This window comes from Candidatus Thiodiazotropha endoloripes, from assembly GCF_001708965.1.
In the GTDB taxonomy this organism is placed as follows: domain Bacteria; phylum Pseudomonadota; class Gammaproteobacteria; order Chromatiales; family Chromatiaceae; genus Thiodiazotropha; species Thiodiazotropha endoloripes.
The window spans coordinates 108,818-130,363 of the sequence record NZ_LVJW01000003.1 but is presented as its reverse complement, the minus strand read 5'-3'; the positions used below and the strand labels follow the sequence as shown (position 1 = coordinate 130,363).

The 21,546-nt window shown below is 51.5% G+C and carries 22 protein-coding genes and 1 tRNA gene; 10 read left to right on the top strand and 13 right to left on the bottom strand.

Annotated features, from left to right (window positions below; genetic code table 11):
- The first annotated feature begins 106 nt into the window (after positions 1-106).
- From A3193_RS00595 to A3193_RS00570, 6 genes are all read left to right on the top strand, one after another.
- A complete protein-coding gene (locus A3193_RS00595; protein ID WP_069004268.1) occupies positions 107-469 on the top strand; it encodes a cell division protein BolA in 363 nt (120 codons plus the stop codon).
- Positions 470-488: 19 nt separating this feature from the next.
- Positions 489-1,349, top strand: coding sequence for a TRAP transporter TatT component family protein (locus A3193_RS00590; RefSeq protein ID WP_069013783.1), 861 nt, complete (start codon positions 489-491; stop codon positions 1,347-1,349).
- A gap of 221 nt (positions 1,350-1,570) precedes the next feature.
- Positions 1,571-2,653: a TRAP transporter substrate-binding protein gene (locus A3193_RS00585; protein WP_069004266.1), complete on the top strand. Its 1,083-nt coding sequence runs from the start codon at positions 1,571-1,573 to the stop codon at positions 2,651-2,653.
- Positions 2,654-2,906: 253 nt separating this feature from the next.
- A complete protein-coding gene (locus A3193_RS00580) occupies positions 2,907-3,218 on the top strand; it encodes a cupin domain-containing protein (RefSeq protein ID WP_069013782.1) in 312 nt (103 codons plus the stop codon).
- 193 nt (positions 3,219-3,411) lie between these two features.
- Complete coding sequence (locus tag A3193_RS00575) at positions 3,412-3,900, top strand: TRAP transporter small permease (protein ID WP_069004264.1); 489 nt, start codon at positions 3,412-3,414, stop codon at positions 3,898-3,900.
- Positions 3,897-5,171, top strand: coding sequence for a TRAP transporter large permease (locus A3193_RS00570; protein WP_069013781.1), 1,275 nt, complete (start codon positions 3,897-3,899; stop codon positions 5,169-5,171). Before A3193_RS00575 ends, A3193_RS00570 begins: the two co-directional genes overlap by 4 nt.
- Here A3193_RS00570 and A3193_RS00565 read toward each other — a convergent pair.
- Entirely contained in the window at positions 5,129-6,037 is a 909-nt protein-coding gene (locus A3193_RS00565) for a DMT family transporter (RefSeq protein ID WP_069004262.1), read from the bottom strand. The two genes, A3193_RS00570 and A3193_RS00565, sit on opposite strands and share 43 nt — an antisense overlap.
- A 334-nt stretch (positions 6,038-6,371) precedes the next feature.
- Between A3193_RS00565 and A3193_RS00560 the strand changes: the two genes are divergently transcribed.
- Entirely contained in the window at positions 6,372-7,022 is a 651-nt protein-coding gene (locus A3193_RS00560; protein ID WP_069013780.1) for a 4'-phosphopantetheinyl transferase family protein, read from the top strand.
- A gap of 15 nt (positions 7,023-7,037) precedes the next feature.
- Here the strand turns inward: A3193_RS00560 and A3193_RS00555 are convergent, their stop codons facing one another.
- Positions 7,038-7,511, bottom strand: a complete 474-nt coding sequence (locus A3193_RS00555) for a hypothetical protein (RefSeq protein WP_069004260.1) — start codon at positions 7,509-7,511, stop codon at positions 7,038-7,040.
- A gap of 150 nt (positions 7,512-7,661) precedes the next feature.
- On the opposite strand from A3193_RS00555, the gene A3193_RS00550 reads away from it, so the two are divergent.
- Complete coding sequence (locus tag A3193_RS00550; protein ID WP_069004259.1) at positions 7,662-8,066, top strand: 6-pyruvoyl trahydropterin synthase family protein; 405 nt, start codon at positions 7,662-7,664, stop codon at positions 8,064-8,066.
- Between the two features lie 91 nt (positions 8,067-8,157).
- Here A3193_RS00550 and A3193_RS00545 read toward each other — a convergent pair whose 3' ends face one another.
- A complete protein-coding gene (locus A3193_RS00545) occupies positions 8,158-9,384 on the bottom strand; it encodes an ammonium transporter (protein ID WP_083218236.1) in 1,227 nt (408 codons plus the stop codon).
- Between the two features lie 292 nt (positions 9,385-9,676).
- Here A3193_RS00545 and A3193_RS00540 point away from each other — a divergent pair, with 292 nt between their 5' ends.
- The gene (locus tag A3193_RS00540; RefSeq protein WP_069004258.1) at positions 9,677-10,585 is read left to right on the top strand and encodes a hypothetical protein; all 909 of its coding nucleotides are present in this window, start codon (positions 9,677-9,679) and stop codon (positions 10,583-10,585) included.
- Positions 10,586-10,711: 126 nt separating this feature from the next.
- Here the strand turns inward: A3193_RS00540 and A3193_RS00535 are convergent, their stop codons facing one another.
- The 8 genes from A3193_RS00535 to A3193_RS00505 all read right to left on the bottom strand — a co-directional run bounded on the left by A3193_RS00535 (position 10,712) and on the right by A3193_RS00505 (position 17,538).
- Entirely contained in the window at positions 10,712-12,583 is a 1,872-nt protein-coding gene (locus A3193_RS00535; protein WP_083218530.1) for a methyl-accepting chemotaxis protein, read from the bottom strand.
- An 85-nt stretch (positions 12,584-12,668) separates the two neighbouring features.
- Positions 12,669-13,124, bottom strand: a complete 456-nt coding sequence (locus A3193_RS00530) for a rhodanese-like domain-containing protein (protein WP_083218234.1) — start codon at positions 13,122-13,124, stop codon at positions 12,669-12,671.
- Positions 13,125-13,888: 764 nt separating this feature from the next.
- Entirely contained in the window at positions 13,889-14,074 is a 186-nt protein-coding gene (locus A3193_RS20325) for a hypothetical protein (protein WP_141694529.1), read from the bottom strand.
- A gap of 248 nt (positions 14,075-14,322) precedes the next feature.
- Positions 14,323-14,796 carry a hypothetical protein gene (locus A3193_RS00525; protein ID WP_069004256.1) on the bottom strand — a complete coding sequence of 158 codons (474 nt, stop codon included), beginning with the start codon at positions 14,794-14,796 and terminating at the stop codon, positions 14,323-14,325.
- Between the two features lie 259 nt (positions 14,797-15,055).
- Positions 15,056-15,132: transfer RNA gene (locus A3193_RS00520), tRNA-Met, on the bottom strand.
- A gap of 51 nt (positions 15,133-15,183) precedes the next feature.
- Positions 15,184-16,275, bottom strand: coding sequence for a redox-regulated ATPase YchF (gene ychF, locus A3193_RS00515; protein ID WP_069004255.1), 1,092 nt, complete (start codon positions 16,273-16,275; stop codon positions 15,184-15,186).
- Positions 16,276-16,336: 61 nt separating this feature from the next.
- On the bottom strand, positions 16,337-16,642 hold the full coding sequence (locus A3193_RS00510; RefSeq protein WP_069004254.1) for an STAS domain-containing protein: 306 nt from the start codon (positions 16,640-16,642) through the stop codon (positions 16,337-16,339).
- Between the two features lie 134 nt (positions 16,643-16,776).
- Positions 16,777-17,538, bottom strand: a complete 762-nt coding sequence (locus tag A3193_RS00505; protein WP_069004253.1) for a ParA family protein — start codon at positions 17,536-17,538, stop codon at positions 16,777-16,779.
- Positions 17,539-18,084: 546 nt separating this feature from the next.
- Between A3193_RS00505 and A3193_RS00500 the strand changes: the two genes are divergently transcribed.
- Positions 18,085-18,960, top strand: a complete 876-nt coding sequence (locus A3193_RS00500) for a L,D-transpeptidase family protein (RefSeq protein ID WP_235614877.1) — start codon at positions 18,085-18,087, stop codon at positions 18,958-18,960.
- 120 nt (positions 18,961-19,080) lie between these two features.
- Here A3193_RS00500 and A3193_RS00495 read toward each other — a convergent pair whose 3' ends face one another.
- Positions 19,081-19,350: an Lpp/OprI family alanine-zipper lipoprotein gene (locus A3193_RS00495; protein ID WP_069004251.1), complete on the bottom strand. Its 270-nt coding sequence runs from the start codon at positions 19,348-19,350 to the stop codon at positions 19,081-19,083.
- Positions 19,351-19,860: 510 nt separating this feature from the next.
- On the bottom strand, positions 19,861-21,534 hold the full coding sequence (gene ggt / locus A3193_RS00490; protein WP_069014687.1) for a gamma-glutamyltransferase: 1,674 nt from the start codon (positions 21,532-21,534) through the stop codon (positions 19,861-19,863).
- Between the last annotated feature and the right edge of the window lie 12 nt (positions 21,535-21,546).

Genomic DNA, 21,546 nt, shown 5'->3' with positions numbered 1-21,546 from the left:
CAAGTTATCGGTAAAAAATCCCAAATCACCCATTTTGCTTGAGATTATTGTCGTTGAAGACTAACCTGATACTGATTGCATCCAAATAATTTTGGTGAATGAATCCATGTCTGTATGTAAAAGTCTTAAGGGATACTCCCGAAAACATGAGCGTATAGCAGATCTGTTCTCTTTGTTGGCAGTTGCACTGCTGTTCGGCACGCTCTATCTGGTGGTCAGCAACCATTCCGAAGTCATCAGCTGGATGAAAGCCGATGCGGTGATCCATGTTCCTGTGGTGGTTGGCGTGCTGATTCTGGATCTGTTCCTGATCTATCTGTTCCTCAACATTGGCGCGGCCCGCTTTGAAGAGGAGGAGGCGGGATGTTTCCATACTTTCAAAGGGCGCAGATCGGGTAGCGGCTCTGTCGGCAACCTGTTCACAAGCTGGCTGCATCACATGGAACAGGTCGGCAGAAAACATCGCTGAAATCTGTCACAATCGGCGGATGATCAAGAACCGTCGTCGTCGCATCATCACTGTCTCACTGCTCTGCGCAGCCACACTACTCCTGGATAGCGGCTGCAGCTCACTGTCAACCAGTCGCCTGGCAGCAAACCTCTCCAATGCGATGCTCAATCAGACGGACCCTGAGCTGGTGCGGTATGGTGCACCGGCCTATCTGCTGCTGCTCGACTCATTCATTGCGGAGAGCCCAGACGATCGTGATCTGCTCTATGCAGGAGCCAGACTCTATGGTGCTTACGCAGGCGGACTGGTCAAAGATCCACAACGGCAGAAGAACCTCAGCCAGAAAGCCATGGACTACGCCACCACAGGATTCTGTGAAGCTGAACCGGAAATCTGCCGCGACAGCAACAAGCCATATGAGCAGTTTGCCGCCACCCTGGCCAGGACTGAAGAGCCCAACCTGGAGGATCTCTATCTCTATGGCGCTACCTGGGCAGGCTGGATTCAGGCACACAGCGATGACTGGAATGCGGTCGCTGATCTGGCCAAAGCCGAGTCCCTGTTGCTGCGGGTGGTTGATCAGGAACCGGGCTATGAGCAGGGTCGCGCCCAGCTCTATCTGGGTGTTATTCGCAGTCAGATCCCTCCTGCGCTGGGTGGTAAACCGGAACTTGGCAAGCAACATTTTGAGTCGGCATTGAACTACTCCGAAGGCCAGGACCTGATGGTGAAACTGGAATACGCTCGACACTATGCCCGTTTGGTTTTTGATAAAACTCTACATGACAGGTTACTCAATGAGGTATTGCAGGCCGACCCGGTGAAAAACGGTCTGACATTGAGTAACATCATGGCACAGCAACAAGCCAAGTCATTGATTGAAGAGGATTATTTTTAGATTCCAGAGAGCGTAACATCTTGTAAACAGTGAGCATCTATACTACGGTAGTCGGATCAACCGAGTGCACCGCAAAGTGGAAAGCGCCTTGGGGTAAAAGAGCATTAACCCCACAAACCCCAATGACATACAACCTGAATGAGTCCAATCGGATCAGTCTCACGTATATACGACAGAGCTTTAACACCAACTTCACTCGTTCACCTTTGAGGATTAGACACATGCTCCGCCTTCTGGCCATACTCATCATGACACTTATGCTGGTCCCAGTCAGTCATGCCAAGACCACTTTGAAAATCGCCACTCTGGCACCGGATGGCACCAGCTGGATGAAACAGATGCGGGCGGCAGCGAAAGAGATCCATGCAAAGAGCGAAGGACGGGTGAAAATCCGCTTCTACCCAGGCGGGGTGATGGGTAACGACAACAGCGTGCTGCGCAAAATCCGGATCGGCCAGTTGCAGGGCGGCGCCATTACCGGTGGCGGCTTGAGCAGCATCTACTCAGACGCCCAGATCTACACACTGCCGTTCCAGTTCCGCAACCTCGAAGAGGTGGATGCGGTACGTGAGGTCATGGATAAACGGATCATCGGTGGCTTGCAAAAGAAGGGCTTCATCAGCTTCGGCCTGAGTGAAGGGGGATTTGCCTACCTGCTCTCCAACTCACCAGTCAAGACCACCGATAACATGAAAGGCCTCAAGATCTGGATACCGGAAGGCGACAAGGTGAACGCGGAGATATTCAGCAAACTGGGCATTTCACCGATCCCCCTGCCGTTGACCGATGTACTGACCGGCCTTCAGACCGGCTTGATCGATACCATCGCCAGTGCCCCCATCGGGGCGATCGCACTGCAGTGGCATACCCGGGTCAACTATCTGACTCAGGTCCCGCTCGCCTATCTCTACGCCACGCTGGTGATCAAGGAGAAGGCATTCAACAAACTCACTGAAGCCGACCGGGAGCTGGTGAAACAGACGCTCCAATCCACCTTCGTCAAACTCAACCAACAGAATCGTAAAGACAATATCGCCGCGCTCTCTGCTCTTAAAAAACAGGGCATAGAGTTCATCAGCCCGACTGAACAACAGCAACAGGCCTGGGAAAAGCATGCCAACTTAACGCTGAGGAGTTTGCGCAATGATGGTGTCGTCTCAATCGAACTCTTGGAAGAGATGCAGAACCTGATCAGGCAGCAGCGCGATTCGAATCCAATCACAAACCAGACTGAAGACATATTGATCAATCGTCGCGATACCGCACTCAAATCCAGTTTAAATGAGACCCACTCACTCCAGTAAGAGGCGGGATTGATACGGGTGGTAGCCCACCCGTACCAACATGGAGCACATTCAAGACAATGTGTCTGGTCTTTTGCTCTATTTGAGGCTTGCAGTGGATGACCGATGCGGAGAGAATGTCACTCTCTCTGCAACTGAGTATCGTTGCGAGGGATATCCAACTGAGACCCGAAGGACCGATATGGATTTGGTCATCGATAGATAACAGCCGGTATCCCTAAACCAATCACTCACACTGCAGGTATCGCTAGCCATGCCGGAAATGAATCTGTTCAGACCAGATAAGGCTGATGGAGAGAAGGAGACTCCGGAGACTCTGTTGAGCAGGAAAAACGTTACGATCGAGCGTATCCTGAGTCCGCCGAACAGTGTCACTGAGAATCTGCAACAGCCGCATGACGAATGGATCAGCATTCTGCAGGGTAGCGCAAAACTGGAAATGGATGACACACAACACAATCTTCATCGTGGGGATTGTGTACTGATCCCAGCCAACACGCCCCATCGTGTGCTGACAACCAGCCACCAACCTCACTGTATCTGGCTCACGGTACACATACGTTAATCCCAATTCCGTTCTGCCGCAGAACGCATCATTGCCGAATACTGAAACCAGAGCGTGAAATCGACACTGATCGCAACTGATCACGCTTATTGTCACTGGTCGTAAAGAATGGATACCGGTTTCACATCCAGTTGAAACATCTGTTACAAACCGGAATAACTATCGATCTTGATAGCCGCTATAATCGATCCCCATGAAAAATATGCTCCAGACCATTCGCCAGATCATCCATCGCTTCGAAGAGTTGCTCACTGCAATTCTGCTGGGTGGCATGATACTGCTGGCAGGCAGTCAGATCGTGCTGCGCAATCTGTTTGACTCCGGTCTGATCTGGGCAGACCCCAGCTTGCGCATCATGGTTTTGTGGGTCGCCCTGCTAGGCGCCATTGCCGCCACCAGGGAGAATCGCCACATACGTATTGACCTGCTATCCCATGTACTCTCAAAAGGCGGTCAATCCCTGCTGAGCGTGGTGCATGATCTGTTCAGCGCCCTGATCTGCGGCTTGATCGCCTGGCACTCCGCCCGCTTTGTCTACTTCGAGTGGCAGGATGGCACCCAACTGTTCTCCATACTGCCGGCCTGGATTGGGGAGATCATCATACCGATCGGCTTTGCCATCATGACCATCCGTTTCATCGTCAACATCCCACTGCATCTGATGGATAGGAAAACCGCATGATCGTCACCATCGGCCTGATCCTGCTGGCACTGAGTGGGGCACCACTGTTTGCGGTGATTGGTGCAGGAGCCCTCTGGGGTTTCTATCAATCTGAAATCGACCTGTCAGTGGTCGGCATCGAGTTTTTCCGACTGGCAGAGACCCCTGTCCTGCTTGCCATTCCTCTGTTCACGTTTGCAGGTTATCTGTTGAGTGAAGGTAATGCGCCAAGTCGTCTGGTCAGACTGACCCAGTCCCTGCTCGGCTGGATGCCAGGGGGCATGGCCTTTGTCGCCCTGATCGCCTGTGCCCTGTTTACCGCTTTCACCGGCGCTTCCGGTGTGACCATCGTGGCCCTGGGCGCCCTGCTCTATCCGGCATTGAAACAGGCCGGCTACAAAAAGAACTTCAGCCTCGGTCTGGTAACAACCTCAGGCAGCCTGGGCCTGCTTTTCGCACCGGCGCTGCCATTGATTCTGTATGCCGTGGTGGCCCAACAGCTGGGTATCGGTGGTTCGATCACAGTGGATGATATGTTTCTCGCCGGCATTCTGCCCGGACTGCTGATGCTGTTCATCCTCATGGCCTGGGGACTCTACTCCGGTCGCCATCTGCAACTCACCCCCTTCTCCTTTGCACAAGCCAGCAGCGCAATCAAAGCCGCCGCATGGGAACTGCCCTTGCCGGTGATCCTGCTTGGCGGTATCTACAGTGGCTACTTCGCCATCTCTGAAGCAGCGGCGGTTACCGCAGTCTACGTACTGTTTGTTGAAATGGTGATCCATAAGGAGATCTCGTTTCGCCAGCTACCCCGTATCATGCATGAGGCTATGCTATTGGTCGGCGGCATATTGGTCATACTCGGCCTCTCCCTGGCATCCACCAACTATATGATCGATAGCGATGTACCTGGGATGCTATTCAACTGGCTGCATGAGCGGGTTCACGATCCACTCACCTTTCTGATCCTGCTGAATATCTTTCTGCTGATACTCGGTACCATGCTGGATATCTTTTCCGCTTTGGTGTTGATGGTTCCACTATTGCTACCGGTTGCGCTGGAGTATGGCATCGACCCAATCCACTTGGGCATTATTTTTCTGGCCAATATGCAGATCGGTTATTTCACCCCCCCAGTGGGAATGAACCTGTTCATCGCCAGCTACCGGTTCGGCAAGCCGATTGCGGAGATATACCGCGCCACCCTTCCCTGGTTTCTGCTCCTTTTCGGCGCGGTATTGGTGATCACCTACTGGCCTTCACTCTCGCTTGCCCTGTTGAACCGGAATTGAGCCAGGTCCCTACCCCAAAACTCAAACAGTGCCAGACCCAACAGGATCAACCCGGTACCAAACCAGACCCGCTGATCAATCTGTTCACCGTTAAGCCACTGTCCGGCCAACAGGGCAAACAGCGGAGTGATCAGTGTGATCAGTGCAACCTTGGTGGTCTCCACACTCTTCAAAATATAGAAGTAGAGGGCAAAACCAAGCACTGAGCCGATGATCCCGAGATAGACGATCGATGCCAGAGCCCGCTCTCCGATCACCTGGGGCCAACTCTCCCCCTGGATGAACCAACTCAGCAGAAACAGGGGTACTGCGACCAGCAAACCACCCGCTGTCACCACCAGTCCATGCAGTTGAGCATCGATCCGTTTCACCCAGACTGCACTGGCGGAATGGGTTATGACGGAAACCAACATGCCACACAGTCCCAGCGCAAATTCAGGGCCCGCTTTGATGCCGACACTGAAGATGACGACCAGTCCGGAGAGTGAGATCAATACCGCCACCAGCCTCGAAGCGTCAATCCCTCTTTCGTTTAACCAATAGCGGGCCATCAGACCGGTAATGATCGGCGACAGCCCGAAGATGACCGATATCCAGCCGGATGGAATGTACTGTGCAGACCAGTAGACTGAGGTCATGGCGATAAAGATACCCAGACCGGCTGCCATATAGGTGTGTCGCGCCCTCTTATGCCATGCCAGTCGCAGTCCGATCAGACGCAACAGGGACAAGGCCAGCACCACACCGATCACCATACGCCCCGTTACACCGAACAGATAGCCCACTCCCTGACCACTCCATTGAATGGCCAGGGGCGTGGTACCCCAAATCAGCAATACCCCCATATAGGCTGCTGGCACAGACATTTTGACACCTCCCATAATAGAAAAGGCCGCAGATGTTTCCATCGGCGGCCTTATTAAAAAATCCTGAGATTTAAACTTTCGTTCTAACCGGATCTTCTGACCACAGATGGATCACCCACTGCCCAGAGGAACAGTCGGCGCATAATCACCATCTTGTTGGTCGGTTTGATCTGATTCATGGGTTGAGCATTGCATGGATGGAAGCTTGAGGTCAAGGCGTTATGGATCAACCTGCTGGACCATGCGGTTAATTCTGTAACACTCAACACGATATGCAGGGATAAATGCATCCTGCTGTTACAATCCAGTTTTTTAAGTCCCGATTCAGACCGTGATGAAGATTGAACTTGCCGAGCTGTTTCCATCCTGCGCCATGCTGGTCAAGGCAGACCAGGCCATGTGGACTACCCCGCTATGCAAGGAAGAAGAGAAGCTGATCGAAAAGGCCGTGCAGAAGCGTCAGCAGGAGTTTCGCGCTGGACGCCATGCTGCCCATCTGGCCCTGGAAAAGTTGAGCGCCCCCTGGGAACCGCTGTTGCGTGACGAAAAACGTCAGCCATTATGGCCAACAGGCTTTCTCGGCAGTATCAGTCACTGCCGTGGTGAATGTGTGGCGGTATGTGCAAAAACCACTGAACTGGCCAGCCTGGGCATCGATGTGGAACCGCTCGAACCGCTGCCTAAGGGGGTCGACCAATACATCCACACACCCCAGGATCAGGTCACCATGGAGGCAGACAGCTCTCTGCCGGAGCGCTTGATCTTCAGTGCCAAGGAGAGCATCTATAAGTGCTACTACCCACTAATCGGTGAACACATGGGATTTCAATCCGTATCATTGAGCATTGACGTGGATAGTCGGAGCTTCGAATTCATTCCCTCAGCAGAGAACACCATTCCCTTCCCGGCAGAACTGAAATTCCACGGGCGCTTCATGATGAGTGATAGCCATCTTTATACAGGCTGTTATCTGACGCGCGACTGAGGGATCGGGACTGATTCAACCCATGAGTACGGTTACCGCGGTAGCAGTCCACCGATCGCCGCCAACCGTCGGCTTACCGCTGCCATTCCACAGATCAGCCGTCTGTTCAGGGGAGATGCAGTTGACCTGCAGCTCAACCGCCTCACGATTCAAGGCAGCGATATAGCGATCCTTACCGACCACGTCGATCAGATCGTAGTAGTTGATATCCTTACCGAATTCACTGTTGATGATATCGATTGCGTCATCCACATGATAGCTATCGACCAGCTCTATGAGGCGGGTTTCAACGGCACTCTTTTCCGCCAGCACCTTCTGATAGGCTTCCCAGATCAGTTCTCCGCGCCGGAACATATCCTCGTTCCAGTTATCCAGGGCATGGCGTACCGGCTGGGTGGTCAGATGTGGATAATCCTTTGACAGCTTCTTCAGCTGTTCAACCGCTTCTCTGGCGGCATCCAAAAACTCGCAATTTTCAGTATCACTCATGGGAATATGCTAGTTACAGGCCTGATATTACTAACGGCAATCAGGGAAATTCCTTTACCGCCTCCAGCGGTCACACCAACTGCTTCAGGCTGGCGAAGCCAACCACCACCCCGTATACTTGCCGACTGATTTATTCACCTGACCCAGACAATGTATACGGTTACCAAAGAGATACACTTCTGCTATGGCCATAGGCTATTGAACCACAAGGGAAAATGCCGCCATCTACACGGCCATAACGCGACTGCGGTGATCCACCTTGAGTCCACCCAGCTTGATGAGTTGGGAATGGTCTGTGACTTCTCGGAGATCGGTGATTACGTCAAAAAGTGGGTTAATCAGAACCTGGATCACAATATGCTGCTGCACAGTGATGATCCGGTATTGCCCCTGCTTCAGGAAGCCGGTGAGTCGGTCTATGTGATGCCCAACAACCCAACGGCAGAAAATATTGCACGGCTGATTTTTGATTATGTCGAAGCTGGCGGCTATCCGGTGGTGCAAGTATCATTGCATGAAACCGACAGCGCATTGGCGAGCTATCGAAAGCCTTGAGTCAACAGCTCAGCAACAGCTCAGGGTCAGACCCGCAGCGGGTATTGATGGATGCGTCACGAGATGACGCACCCATCTATTAACCCGGCGATCAGCTGATTTCGTTGTAACCACGCTCTTCGTGCAGAACGATATCCAGGCCTTCAATCTCCTCTTCTTTGTTGACCCGAAGACCGATCAACGCATCGACCAGCTTGAGAATGCCCAGGGTGACCACAGCGGTAAAGACGACGGTGACAACAACCCCAATGAACTGCACCCAGAGTTGACCGCCCATGGAGGTTATGCCATCCGCAAAGCCATATCCGGAGAAGATACCCAGTGAGGTGGAGGAGAAGACACCGGCAAGCAAGGTACCCAAAATACCGCCAATCCCATGGACCGGGAAGACATCGAGAGAGTCATCGATTTTAAGTACCTGTTTCAGATAGTTGGTGGCTGAGAAACAGATGATACCGGCCAGCAGACCGATCACCAGGGCACCTGCCGGTCCAACGAAGCCAGAGGCTGGTGTGATCGTACCCAAACCGGCGACCATACCGGTAACCGCACCCAAAGCACTGGGCTTACCAAACTTGATCCACTCCCGAACCAGCCAGGTCATCGCACCCGTGGCCGCAGAGATGTGGGTGACCAGCATCGCCATCGAGGCACTGCCGTCTGCCGCCAGTGCACTGCCCCCATTGAAGCCGAACCAACCGACCCAGAGCATACCGGCACCGGCAATGGTCATGGTCATGTTGTGGGGCATCATGGATGCTGTACCGAAGCCACGCCTGGGGCCCATTACCATGGCTGCGACCAGAGCGGCCACACCGGCGGTGATGTGAACCACGGTGCCACCCGCAAAGTCGTACAAACCCATGCTACCGAGCCAGCCACCACCCCAAACCCAGTGGGTAATCGGCACATAGACCAGAAACAACCAGATGGCGCTGAACAGCAGCATGGCTGAGAAACGCATGCGTTCTGCAAAACCACCAACAATCAGTGCCGGTGTGATGATGGCGAATGTCATCTGAAAAAGCATGAACAGGGATTCCGGAATATCGCCAGACAGTGTCTCCTTACCGACACCTGACATGAGAATCCGACTGAAATCACCAATCCAGGCGTTGCCTTCGCCGAAGGCCAGGCTGTAACCGGCAATCAACCACAGGATCGATACCATGCCGGCAATGGCAAAACACTGCATCAGTACGGAGAGAACATTCTTGGTTCTCACCAGGCCGCCGTAAAACATTGCCAGCCCCGGTAGCGTCATAAACAACACCAAGGCGGTTGATGCCATGATCCAAGCTGTATTTGCACTATTCATGAATACCCCTTCTAGTCATTACTCCCCCCCTTCACCCAAGATCAGGAATAAGCACACAATTTACTGTTTTTTTACAAAAAATATCTTTAACTCAATAATTTCATTGAGTTAGAGTCACAAAATGGCAGATCCAGGCTAAAGTTACCACCAATTTAGCCGTTATGCCTCATGTGGGTTCGCGGATGAACAATACCATAGAGTGGATTGTCCAAAAATACTTGACTATATAAGCAATTATTAATACAGTATCTCGTGAAGCAGTATATTACTACTTACGACCCGACTGAGAGACATGGATAACAGCACACAGACACAGACTCAAGCTGTAACAAATGGGGTAACCCCATTTAGAATCAACAGCATAGAGCAGTTACCCACACTCGCTCAGGATGAGTCGTGTCATATTATCAAGCAGTATTTCGACTATCTTGAGCACACCCTGTCAAATCAGGAGAGCGTCGTCGACGTCGATCAGCTGCGTGCGATGCTCAACGAAGTCTCCGGCTTCATCCGTTCCAACAAAAGTCAGCTCAGGGCGGACGGTTACAGCCGTATGCTGAAGCGTTTGAACCATATCTATTCTCAGGGCCTGCGCATCAACAATGACCGTGCCTTCACCCGTACTGCGGTCAACTTTGCCGACATATTGAACACGGTCAGTCAGAGCTTTCCGAGCTACGACTACAGTGAATCGGTCGGCCTGCTGCTGCACTACATGCATAAAATGTTCAACTATCGGGAAGAGGGCTGGATCGAGGTGTTCGAACACCTGATCTCAATGTCCGACTCGCTCGAGATCATGCAGCTGATCAAAACTCAACACCTTCAGGAGATCCAGAACTGGGTTGAAGAGGGTGTGGACAATCTGTTTGCCCTGATGGATGAGCAGCTGGAGGTCATCGACAACATCGATGCTGAAATCCTGTCGCTTGACCAGGAACTGCTGCTGCGTCGTAAGGAACTCTCCACAGAAACCCGATGCACTGAATCTCAACTGGTGATTCCCATCTCCAGAGCCCGTGACAAGCAGTTGATCCAGATCCTTTTTAATCAGCGAGCCGAGCTGATCACCGAACGGGTCAGCAAACTGGAACTGGCTGACCTGCTGGATGAGAATATCCAGGAGTTTACCGATCGTCTGATTGAGATAAGGCGCAGTGCAATGATCCAGCTCGTGTGGAGCAATCCTGCCCTTCAATAGACAATCTCCAGCAGTCAACCGAACCTGGAATAAAATGGCCTGATCAACTCAGGCCATTTTTTTGATACGGAAAACTCACTGCACCAGTGTAAGCGGAATTCACCGTCTGGTTAGCGCCCGTTAACACTAAGAGACCTTAAACCGATCCATCTCCTCAGTCAGGACTTTGGAGAGCCCCTTCAGGTCCCGTACAACACTGCTAGTGTTGTTGGATTGGGTTGAAGTCTCATCGGCACTTTTGGAGATTCTCTGAATATTCTGGTTCATCTCCTCGGTAGTGGCCCGCTGCTGATCAGCCGCCGCAGAGACCTGGGAGCCGAGTTGATTGATCAGTTCAATCTTCTGCTGTACGGAGTCCAGGGTATCTCCAATGGTGGTTGCCTGTTGTGATGACTCTTCGGCATGGTTGACACTGACAGCCATAACCTCAACAGCCTCATTGACCCCCGCCTGTAGCGCGGAGATGATCTGTTCTATCTCTTTGGTCGAATCCTGGGTTCTGCCAGCCAGGGTTCTCACCTCATCAGCCACCACCGCAAAACCTCTTCCCTGTTCACCGGCCCGCGCGGCCTCAATCGCCGCATTCAGTGCCAACAGATTGGTCTGTTCAGCAATACTCTTGATCACCTCGAGCACAACGCCAATCTGCTGACTCTCATCAACCAGAGTCTGGATGACATCGCTGCCCTTACGGATCTCTTCAGTCAAGGTACCGATGCTCTGTACCGACTTTTTGACGATCCGATTGCCCTCTTCTGTCGCGGTCATCGAATCTGTCGCGGAGCTTGCCAGATGATTGATATTCTCTGAGACATGGGTTGCGCTGGCAGTCATTTCACTCAACGATGTCGCCAACAGATCCAGTTCCTGTTTCTGGTGCGTCACCGCAAGATTGGTTTTTTCAGATGAGTTGTTTACCTCATCTATAGTCATAACCAGACTCTCGGAGGTATTGGCCACCTTACCCACCAATCCGCTCAGGTCATGGTTCATTCTCTGCATCGCACCCAGCAAGCGTTTGAATTCATCATTGCGATTGCAGGTAATATCCTGAGAAAGATCGCCGGAAGCGATTCTCTCCATATGCTGCACACCCATATCGAGCGGCTTCAATGCCGTCTTCATATAAAGCATCACCCCGAGCATGAGCAAGCCAAGCATCACCACGGCAATGGTGTAACTGATGAGGATCAGTCTCTGCTGGGAGTTGGCATTTTCAGTGATATCTTCCATCGACACCATTCTGCCGACCACCTTGCCATCACTGCTGATCAAGGGCAGTGAGCCAACGCCCTGGATACTCTCCTGCCAACTGATCTCATGATAACTCTGTTGGTCATCCTGTTGATTCTCCAGATCGGGATAGATATCTGTTGTCGTGGCAGCCACTTTGCCGGCATCGGTCATAAAAATGATCTCTCTGCCATTAGCCGCTTTGATTTTTTCAGCAACGGCATCGAGTTCTTTTTCATAGACACCGACACCAACCAGATCAGAGCGGTCATAGATCGGAAACGCCACCAGATTCACCAAACGCCCATCCGCCGTCAGCTCAAAGCCATCCGCCGACTTGCCCGATGCGATAGCCTGATTTGCCACTTCCGGACTCTGTGTAACACCATCCTGCGAGGTAAATCCGATACGGCCATCTTTGGCAACGATCATCACATTGTCAGCAATCCCCATCGCCTGCAAACGGGTTGCGGTTGGTCCTACCGCGTCTTTAACACCCTCCTCTTTAAAACGATAGAGGGATGCGCTGAGTTTTCGATTGCGGGTCAGTGAAGTGAAATTTGCTGCCATGGTTGAACGTTCGTTTTCACTGATGGCCCGCCAGAGATCATCGAGGCCAGCCAAGTAGGCCATCTGATAGTCCGTGTTTTTCTTTTCGTAGAGATGCTGCCCCAAAGAGAACAGCACAATGGTAAAAATCAGCGTCGCCAGGCCTATCACGAGACTGAGCCTGAGCTTAAGCGAAAGTCGATTTAGCAATGTCATCAGAGGTCTCCGAAGGGAGCTTCAACCAGGTCGTTTGCAGTTGTCAGGGTACGCCGAGAATCACTCCCAGCGCACCGCTTCGCTATCACTCAACCGGATAACCTGCCGTTGTCCAGCCTGGAAAACCATCTCTGAAGTAATAGACTTTGCTCCAGCCCCACTCCACAGCCAAGGCGGCACCCCAACTGGAGCGATCACAACCCTCTGCGTTGCAATAGAAGACCACCGCCTCATCCTTGGGGACTTCCGCAGCCAGTGTATCTGCAGTCAGTTGTTGATTCGGAGTACCCGGATCATACTCAATATTCAATGCACCAGGGATACGGCCGGCTTCATACTGTTCCGGCTTACGTGGATCGATAAACCAGGCTCTGGCTTTCCAGAGTTCGTGTGCTTTGGCACTGTCTACGGTGGTGGCACCGGCAACAGATGTTGGTGAGATATAACTCTTATCCGTTTTGACTGGCAGATCGACTGCGAATGCGGAACTGGTAAATAAAAGACAAAGTGATATTAAGGTACTCTTGGCTACCGATTTCATCTGAGAATCTCCTTGGTGATTAATATATAACACTGTTCAACCAATACTTATTGTGGAAGCATCAGAATTCAGTTTTTATAACTCGAATCCATCGGTCAGATTTCAGCAGTAGGATTCGAGATTGATTTGTAATCTCTCATTTTTACTCGACTGCAATTTGTAAAACTTTAATAAAGTTTATTTTTTTCAGATCAAGATCAGTATTCACCCAGGACACAATCAATTGAGCTGATAGGGATTACAGCTCAGCGAAGGCGCTTGAGCATGAACGCCTTTCAGCAGCAGAAATATAGGACAAGCTCTAATCGACGATGCAGAGTTACCACTTAATTGAATACCATTAGATTCCTCAACCAACAGAATCATTAATGTCAGTAATTCAGTATTTTATTATTTAGGGCCTGTTAACACTATTCCAAGTAGCTCACACAATTCACCACTACTGAGCCATTCGAGATACTCAGTATCGGTCGGTTTTCTCAAGCGGAGATTGCTTGCAGGAATATCGCGTGATCCGTCGATATATTCAGAAACGACTCAACGGTTAAAAGTAACAGTGACTACCAGTTCTGAAGATCGGTTTATTGTGATAGCCGGTAACAAGCAAGCCCCCAGAACCTGTATCAATTCAGCATATTTAAGTGGCAGAAACTGTCCGTCTTGCAATAAGACTTTCTCGGTAATAGCGAACAAGGCCGTTAATCGATGCTTCAATCGATTGAAGACCCTCACAATGATTCAACAGCAGCTTACTGAGATCCTGGTCAGCAAAAAATAAAACTGCCTTTATCTTTTAATCCGTGGCAAATATTGAGATCTGCTACCGCAGTTGGTGAGAGAGTTGAATCGTGGGTAATGCTCCAGAAAACATATTTCATCCAAACGGTTAACTCATTTTTACCCTGCTTGAGATCCAGCGCCAGTTGGTGTCCAGAGATAATGATCTTCAACGCCTGCTGATAATGAATATATAAACCCAGGTCTTATTGAATTTTTTTTAAGAAAAATCAGCTTTTTCAAGTGAAATAACAACCATACAAGCCTGTCGGCAAAGCACTTTTTTATAACATCACAGGTCTCTATGCTATTAATGCCTTAAGAATTAGCTTCTCAACTTCAAGCCCTTTCTGTTAACACCCTCTATATGGTTACAAACGATTCGGCAATCCAACCAAACCTGAGACCAGTGTAAGGGATATCATTCAGGCAGATTCAGCACTGGACTACTGGCACTTAACGGTTCAACCGGCAACGTTATAAAGGCATGGTCGTTCTTACCGTGGCAGGTCATGCAGGCCTGATTCAGCTTAACGAATGCCGGTTTGAAGTCATCCCAGTTTCTGGATTCCACCCCATCACTGATTGCCGGAAGCCCTGTCTCGATGAACTCCTGTGCCGTTTCAGCCCGTTTCGGCCTGGCCAACTGAACAACCTTGATCAGTTTTTCAATCTCTTCCACCTGATACTGGGCAAACTCCCAGCGCCCCTGTTTTGCTGCCCAGTAGAGATTCTTGTAGCGCTCACCAATTTCAAACATCCAGTGGGAAGTACCAGGCACCAGCTTGACAAGATTTTCCAGCTGATCTGATGGTTCACTCTCTTCGCGCCAGTCTGCTTGCAAGTTGAAAACAAATAACAGCAGTAACAACGGAACAACAATCGAAGTCTTCATAAAACATCCACATAATTAAACAGTATCAACTTTACAACAACACCTGCTTCACTCTGTTTACACTCTGATTTCGTGAGGCTGCAATCAGTGAAAGCGATTTCATGGTGCTGATTCAGATCCTGCACAAGAGCTGTGTTGAAAAGAGATAGCCAATTAAAACGACTCAGTAACTGAGCCATCACAAGGTGTGGGAAGTCTATTATTTACCGGGCGCACAAAAAACCCGGCGATGCCGGGTTTTTTGTGACATATTGAAATATGGTAGCAAGGGGCAGATTCGAACTGCCGACCCCAGCATTATGAGTGCTGTGCTCTAACCAGCTGAGCTACCTTGCCATATACACTTGAAGGGCGTGAAATATACTGATGCTGCGGCCAAGTGTCAAATCAGACATTGAAACGGAAATGGATCACATCCCCGTCACTGACCACATACTCCTTCCCTTCTGAGCGTAACTTACCCGCTTCCCGGGCACCCTGCTCCCCTTTACAGGCGACGAAATCGTCATAGGCAATCACCTCAGCACGGATGAATCCCCGCTCGAAGTCGGTATGGATCACCCCGGCAGCCTGGGGTGCGGTGGCTGCAGCTGGAATCGTCCAGGCCCGCACCTCTTTCTCACCGGCGGTAAAGTAGGTCTCCAGACCCAGCAGCTGGTATCCGGCACGGACAACCCGGTTCAGACCCGGCTCTTCCAGGCCCATGTCAGCCAGAAACTCGCCTCTTTCTTCCTCATCCAGTTCCACGATTTCAGCCTCAATGGCGGCGCAAACCGGTACCACTTCGGCACCCTCTTCAGCGGCCAGATCGTGTAGCGTCTGCAGGTGGGGATTGTCGGCAAATCCCTCCTCATCCACATTGGCGATGTAGAGCACTGGCTTGATGGTCAGCAAAAACAGATCCCGCAATTCGATCAGCTGCTCTTCACTCAATCCCATGCTGCGTACCGGTTTACCCTCATTCAGGTGGTCACGAACCGACTCCAGCAGCTCTTTACGGGCAAGTACCTTCTTATCTCCGGTTTTCGCCTGGCGTGCGGTTTTATCGAGTCCCTTCTCCACCGACTCCAGGTCGGCCAGGGCCAATTCCGTGTTGATAACTTCCACATCACCGGCCGGATCGACCCGGCCCGCCACATGCACAACATCGTCATTTTCAAAACAGCGGACCACCTGGGCAATGGCATCGGTTTCACGAATATTGGCGAGAAACTTGTTACCGAGCCCCTCGCCCTTGGAGGCACCAGCCACCAGGCCGGCGATATCGACAAACTGCATACTGGTGGGGATAACCGCCTGTGGATTGACAATCGATGCGATCACATCCAGCCGTTGATCGGGCAGGGGAACCACCCCGACATTGGGGTCAATGGTACAGAAGGGGTAGTTTTCCGCTGCAATCGTCGCCTTGGTCAAGGCGTTGAAAAGAGTGGATTTGCCCACATTCGGCAATCCGACGATACCGCATTTGAAACCCATGAATGCTGCCCCTGAGAAAAAAAGGAGCCAGCATACCGGAAAGCGGCGCTGATTGGCACCACTACTGAATCGTGAACAGCTTACCGAAGTTGGCGATCTGCAGGATTTCCAACACAGCGTCGTTGCCATTGATCAGCATGACATTGTTCTCCTGAACCGCACTATGCTCTCTCAACTGCAGCAACATACCCATTGCCGAACTGTCCAGATAATCCGTCTCTGCCAGATCCACGACAAACAGCTTCTCACCCTTGGGATAGCTCTTGTAGGCCTGCATGAAATCCTGATGGGTTGAAAAGTCAAAACGACCGGCGATTTTCAGTGTTACGGTCTTTTCGTCATCAGATAGTTCAGAGGATATGGACATAACTGGCCTCGTTGATTGTATGAATTATTAGGGCCTGTTAACACGAATCCAATAGGCCCTAACACTATTTATCGTCACAGCCATCCATTGCTTAAGTCAAAATTATCGTCTCACCATTGCACTATACCGCACCATCAAGACAGAGCAGGCGCTGAATTCATCAACAGATCTGCCAGCGCTTTAAACTCTTTTGCCGACTGACTGTTGGGTTTGTACTCAAAAATCGTACGCCCCACCCCAGGGCACTCCGCAATGGCTGCCGCCTCGCGTATTGGAATCTCCAATAGTTGCTCCGGAAAGTGGTTGTGTAATTTCTCAGCGATATCCTTCGAGAGTTTTCTGCGGGGAAAAAATCGGTTCAATGCAATCCACTGAGTCAGGGGCTTGGACAGATAGGGTTCGAACTTCTTCAAGGTTTTCAGCATCATAATCAGCCCATTCAGGGACATATGATCGGCACAGAGCGGAATCAGAGCCTCGTCTGCGGCAAAAATCGCATTCGCTACCAGTAAACCGGCTGAGGGAGGGCAATCGAACAACACAAAATCCTGGTCCGCTGACATTCCCTGCAAGCCCTGTTGCAATAACCGGGCACGGGTTGCACCGCCATCCTGTAGATACTCGATCTCCTGCAGTTTTTCACCGGCCGGAATCAGGGTCAACAGATCCCGGATACCCTGCCTGACATCAGTGATTCCCTGCTGCTGCAACAGAACCTGGTCAATCCCTTTTCTGGGTGCACGGAACAGACCATAGCTTGAAGCCAATTGCCCCTGGGGATCCAGATCGATGACCGTGACCCGCTGTCCAGCCAGCGCCAGGGCATGACCCAGGTTGGTGGTTAGGGTGGTTTTACCCACGCCACCTTTCTGATTAATCAGTGCAATTCGCCTCATGCGGTTTCCTGTTCAATGATCTTTGCAACTTCTCCACCCCTCAAGGGTTGATTGGCAGTACCCACTCCATCTGTCCTATTGATGCTGAGGTCTTTGATATAAAAGAAAAATAGTGCCACTATTTTGTATTGATTCCCAATTTCACAGATACTTTCGAGGAGCGGATCCCAGCCGACTCATGGATCTACACCAAGGCTTGGAATCATTCCCAGGACCTATCACGGTGAATTCACAGATGATTACAATAGAGCCTCAAATGGCGTTAATGGATAATCAGCTGTTTTACCCGGGCATTGTTTGATAGGTGAAAAATATCAATCAACACAAGACCCTACAGTGACTATCGACCCTGAAACCCGATTCTTTAAGAACACACGAGAGTAATCCATGCGAATAGTGAATTTACATAAGTGTCTGATATTTCTCAGCAGTCCCCGCATAATCTGAGTTAAACTCAACTCTATAGGTTTGTTGTTTATTTTGACTGGCATGTATCACAAGCAATTTTACGCACTACTCTGGTTGTCATTGATGAGCTGTTCGCTCATGGCAGTCACTTTTGATCTGCCCGAAGCGGGTGAAGACCTGGTTGGCCGCTCGTTTCGATATACCACACACTATGAGGAGACATTCTCCGACATCGCCCGGATCTACGACATAGGCTACCGGCAGATGGTTGCCGCCAATCCCGAGGTGGATCCCTGGCTGCCTGGAGAAGGCAGTGAGATTGTCATCCCGCAACAGTACATCCTCCCTCCTGGTCCCCGCGAAGGTATCGTAATCAATCTCGCAGAACTGCGTCTCTACTACTACCCCAAGGACAAACCTGTGGTGATCACCTATCCGATCGGCATTGGCAGAGAGGGCTGGAGTACCCCGACCGGCAAGACCTCGGTGATCGGCAAAAAGAAGGATCCCAGTTGGACAGTACCCGAGTCGATACTCAAGGAGCACGAAGAGCAGGGCGATCCGCTACCGGATGTGGTTCCTCCCGGTCCGGATAATCCGCTTGGCAGCCATGCCATCTATCTGGGTATGAGCGGCTATCTTCTGCACGGTACCAACAAACCCTATGGGGTGGGCATGCGGGTCAGTCACGGCTGCATCCGACTCTATCCTGAGAACATCTCAAACTTTTTCAAGGAAGTGGATACCGGTATACCGGTACGCATTATCGACAAACCCTATAAGGCCGGCTGGCTCGATGGGGAGTTGTACGTCCAGGTCCATCCACCGCTGGCTGAGTATGTCGAAGAGCGAGGTCACAATCAGACTGATTTGGTCAATGCGGTGATCAGCAAATTGATAGAGGACAAACGAAGACCCGACTGGAAACAGCTGCAGAACTATGCAGATCAGAAAACCGGTCTACCGATGCCGCTCTACCTTCTGCAGGGAGACGAGGTAGCTGACAACCACTGATGGGATCCAGTCAGATCCGCTTGTCTGCGCAGAAAACAGAACCCCCCGCAGATCAGATCTGACGGGGGGTTCGCAACACTCAAATCTCCGGCTGACGCCGCAGACAGAAGGTTGAGGCTCTTATTTAGCCATGGCTTTCTCAGACATACGTCCACAGCGCTCATTACAAGCTTCAGCAGAATCTTTGGCAGCATTCGCAGCTCTTAAAGCACTGTCAGCTGTGCCCTGAGCAGTAGCAGCTTCAAGTTGAGCCTCTTTCGCAGCTTTCATAGCAGCATCGGCAGCGGCCTGAGCGTTTGCGACATCAGCTTCCAGGCTGCTGTTGGTAGCACAACCTGCGAACAGACCAAGACTGAGAATCATTGCGGCAGTTTTGATGGTAGTTTTCATGTTTACTCTCGATCTCTCTTATGAGTTTTTACAATATGTGGCAGACGCTCCGTACCTACGCACCTGTGGTTTAGCGATACAGAGTTTCCCAAATAGACCCTCTCCAGGTATCTCTCGCGATTAATCCCAATCCCGGGATTAAGGACCCTTTGATCTCTTTTGGAAAAGGCGTGGTGGCTGAAATCGCTTTCAATTCCTCCAACCGATCCTGATTCGATCAGTGGCTCCAAAACTTTCAACGGCCTATTTGGGACACTCCCAAAGTGATAGGTTATACCCTGTTATGCTCGACTCACCCACCCTCATGGTTAACAGAGCGCTGAATCGGGTAGAACATTGTATGCCCTGCTCTCCACCGTTAAACACGTATCTTCAAACTTCAGGCTGTAAAGAGCGGTAACATCTGGCACGGAAGCTTGATCCAAAAGTTAAACAAATTCAATGGCAAGATTCCAACTTTTAGAACTTTTTTGCAAATAATCACCCATGGTAGCTCAATAAACAGGGTTATTATTCAATTTTTGCCATCCCCACTCCCCTCGGATCGCTGGCCGCCTCAACCTGACCTGTGGATTTATGCCAGACAACGGCCTGCATATTGCCATATCGGTTCTTCAAGGGTTTGAAATTATGCCCCATTTCGGTCAACTGACTGATCAGCTGATCATTGAGAGCGTCAGATTCGATCTGAATAACGTCAGGCAGGTACTGATGGTGGAATCGGGGAAGTTTTACCCATGCCTCCGGCCCACGGCCATTGGCCATCTCCAGGATTCCGAGCAACACCATGGTGATGATCCGGCTGCCCCCAGGGGTGCCGAGAATCGCAATCCGATGAGCGTCCTCGACAAAAGTGGGCGTCATGCTGGAGAGCATACGCTTCCCCCCTTCGATGGCGTTTGCCTCCCCGCCTACCAGACCATACACATTTGGCACCCCCGGACTTGCAGAGAAGTCATCCATCTCATCATTCAGCAGAACCCCGGTACCGGGCACCACGACGCCGGCGCCAAATGGGTAGTTGATACTCAGCGTGGCCGCTACCCGGTTACCCTCCCGGTCAAGGATCGAGAAATGGGTGGTGTCCTGCCCCTCGGCAGTGGATCTCTCGGCCTGTTTCGGACTGGGGGTCGCCCGTTGCATATCGATACTCCGCGCCAGACCCGCTCCGTAGAGGGGATGCGTCAGCTTCTCCACCGGCACCTGAACATAGTCCGGGTCGCCTAAATATTCCGCCCGGTCCCGATAGGCCCGGCGCATCGCCTCAACCAGTAGATGGGTCTTCTGCGGCTCGGACAATTCAGCATAGTTATTCTCTTGCAGAATATTGAGAATGGTGAGGATTGCGATCCCCCCGGATGAGGGAGGCGCAGCACTGGTAATACGCATCCCCTGATAGTGACCGGTAATTGGCCGCCGCTCCACAACCCGATAATCGCGCAGATCCTGCAGCGTCCAGATACCGCCTGCCGATCTGACGCCATCGACCAGCCGTTGTGCCAATTCACCCCGATAAAAACCATCAACTCCCCGCTCCGCCAATCTCTTCAAAGTGGCAGCCAGATCGGGCTGTTTGATCAGATGTCCGACAGGAGGCACCTCTCCCTGCAGCAGAAACTGCACAGCGGAGGCGTCATGGGCCTGCAACACCGGCAGGCGCCATGAAGCCATGCGCCGATAGTAGTCATCAACGGCAAATCCCTTCTCGGCGATCTCTATGGCTGGCTTCAGCAGTTCTGCGAGGGGCAGTTTCCCATAGTTTTCTGTCAAGTGGGCCAGTGCTGCCGGGACACCGGGTATGCCGGCAGCAAGGGCACCATCGATCGATTTCTGCGCAACCACCTCACCCTGCTCATCCAGATAGAGATCCCGATGCGCGGCCAGAGGCGCCCGTTCGCGGCCATCCAGCATGGTCTGGAAACCATCGCTGGACCGATGCAGTAACCAGAAACCACCACCACCCAATCCGGAACTGTAGGGTTCGACGACCGCCAGAACCGCAGTCACCGCCACCGCGGCATCGAAGGCATTCCCCCCCTTTCTGAGGATTTCATGGCCTGCTTGAGTAGCCAGGGGATGGGCGGAAGCGATTGCCGCCTTGGCAGGCTTTTCCGCCGCCCAAAGCTGGCAGTAACAGCCAAACAAAATAATAAGGCTCCACAGGGGAGCCTTATACAATCTCATGACTCGCGTCAT

Bases quoted from the DNA above. Each gene is read 5' to 3' on its own strand.
- A3193_RS00595 (WP_069004268.1), top strand. From the start codon at position 107: ATGTCTGTATGTAAAAGTCTTAAGGGATACTCCCGAAAACATGAGCGT.
- A3193_RS00545 (WP_083218236.1), bottom strand. From the start codon at position 9,384: ATGAATAGTGCAAATACAGCTTGGATCATGGCATCAACCGCCTTGGTG.
- A3193_RS00570 (WP_069013781.1), top strand. From the start codon at position 3,897: ATGATCGTCACCATCGGCCTGATCCTGCTGGCACTGAGTGGGGCACCA.
- A3193_RS00535 (WP_083218530.1), bottom strand. From the start codon at position 12,583: ATGACATTGCTAAATCGACTTTCGCTTAAGCTCAGGCTCAGTCTCGTG.
- A3193_RS00550 (WP_069004259.1), top strand. From the start codon at position 7,662: ATGTATACGGTTACCAAAGAGATACACTTCTGCTATGGCCATAGGCTA.
- A3193_RS00510 (WP_069004254.1), bottom strand. From the start codon at position 16,642: ATGTCCATATCCTCTGAACTATCTGATGACGAAAAGACCGTAACACTG.
- A3193_RS00565 (WP_069004262.1), bottom strand. From the start codon at position 6,037: ATGTCTGTGCCAGCAGCCTATATGGGGGTATTGCTGATTTGGGGTACC.
- A3193_RS00590 (WP_069013783.1), top strand. From the start codon at position 489: ATGATCAAGAACCGTCGTCGTCGCATCATCACTGTCTCACTGCTCTGC.
- ychF (WP_069004255.1), bottom strand. From the start codon at position 16,275: ATGGGTTTCAAATGCGGTATCGTCGGATTGCCGAATGTGGGCAAATCC.
- A3193_RS00530 (WP_083218234.1), bottom strand. From the start codon at position 13,124: ATGAAATCGGTAGCCAAGAGTACCTTAATATCACTTTGTCTTTTATTT.
- A3193_RS00525 (WP_069004256.1), bottom strand. From the start codon at position 14,796: ATGAAGACTTCGATTGTTGTTCCGTTGTTACTGCTGTTATTTGTTTTC.
- ggt (WP_069014687.1), bottom strand. From the start codon at position 21,534: ATGAGATTGTATAAGGCTCCCCTGTGGAGCCTTATTATTTTGTTTGGC.
- A3193_RS00500 (WP_235614877.1), top strand. From the start codon at position 18,085: ATGGCAGTCACTTTTGATCTGCCCGAAGCGGGTGAAGACCTGGTTGGC.
- A3193_RS00505 (WP_069004253.1), bottom strand. From the start codon at position 17,538: ATGAGGCGAATTGCACTGATTAATCAGAAAGGTGGCGTGGGTAAAACC.
- A3193_RS00555 (WP_069004260.1), bottom strand. From the start codon at position 7,511: ATGAGTGATACTGAAAATTGCGAGTTTTTGGATGCCGCCAGAGAAGCG.
- A3193_RS00575 (WP_069004264.1), top strand. From the start codon at position 3,412: ATGAAAAATATGCTCCAGACCATTCGCCAGATCATCCATCGCTTCGAA.
- A3193_RS00580 (WP_069013782.1), top strand. From the start codon at position 2,907: ATGCCGGAAATGAATCTGTTCAGACCAGATAAGGCTGATGGAGAGAAG.
- A3193_RS00585 (WP_069004266.1), top strand. From the start codon at position 1,571: ATGCTCCGCCTTCTGGCCATACTCATCATGACACTTATGCTGGTCCCA.
- A3193_RS00495 (WP_069004251.1), bottom strand. From the start codon at position 19,350: ATGAAAACTACCATCAAAACTGCCGCAATGATTCTCAGTCTTGGTCTG.
- A3193_RS00540 (WP_069004258.1), top strand. From the start codon at position 9,677: ATGGATAACAGCACACAGACACAGACTCAAGCTGTAACAAATGGGGTA.
- A3193_RS00560 (WP_069013780.1), top strand. From the start codon at position 6,372: ATGAAGATTGAACTTGCCGAGCTGTTTCCATCCTGCGCCATGCTGGTC.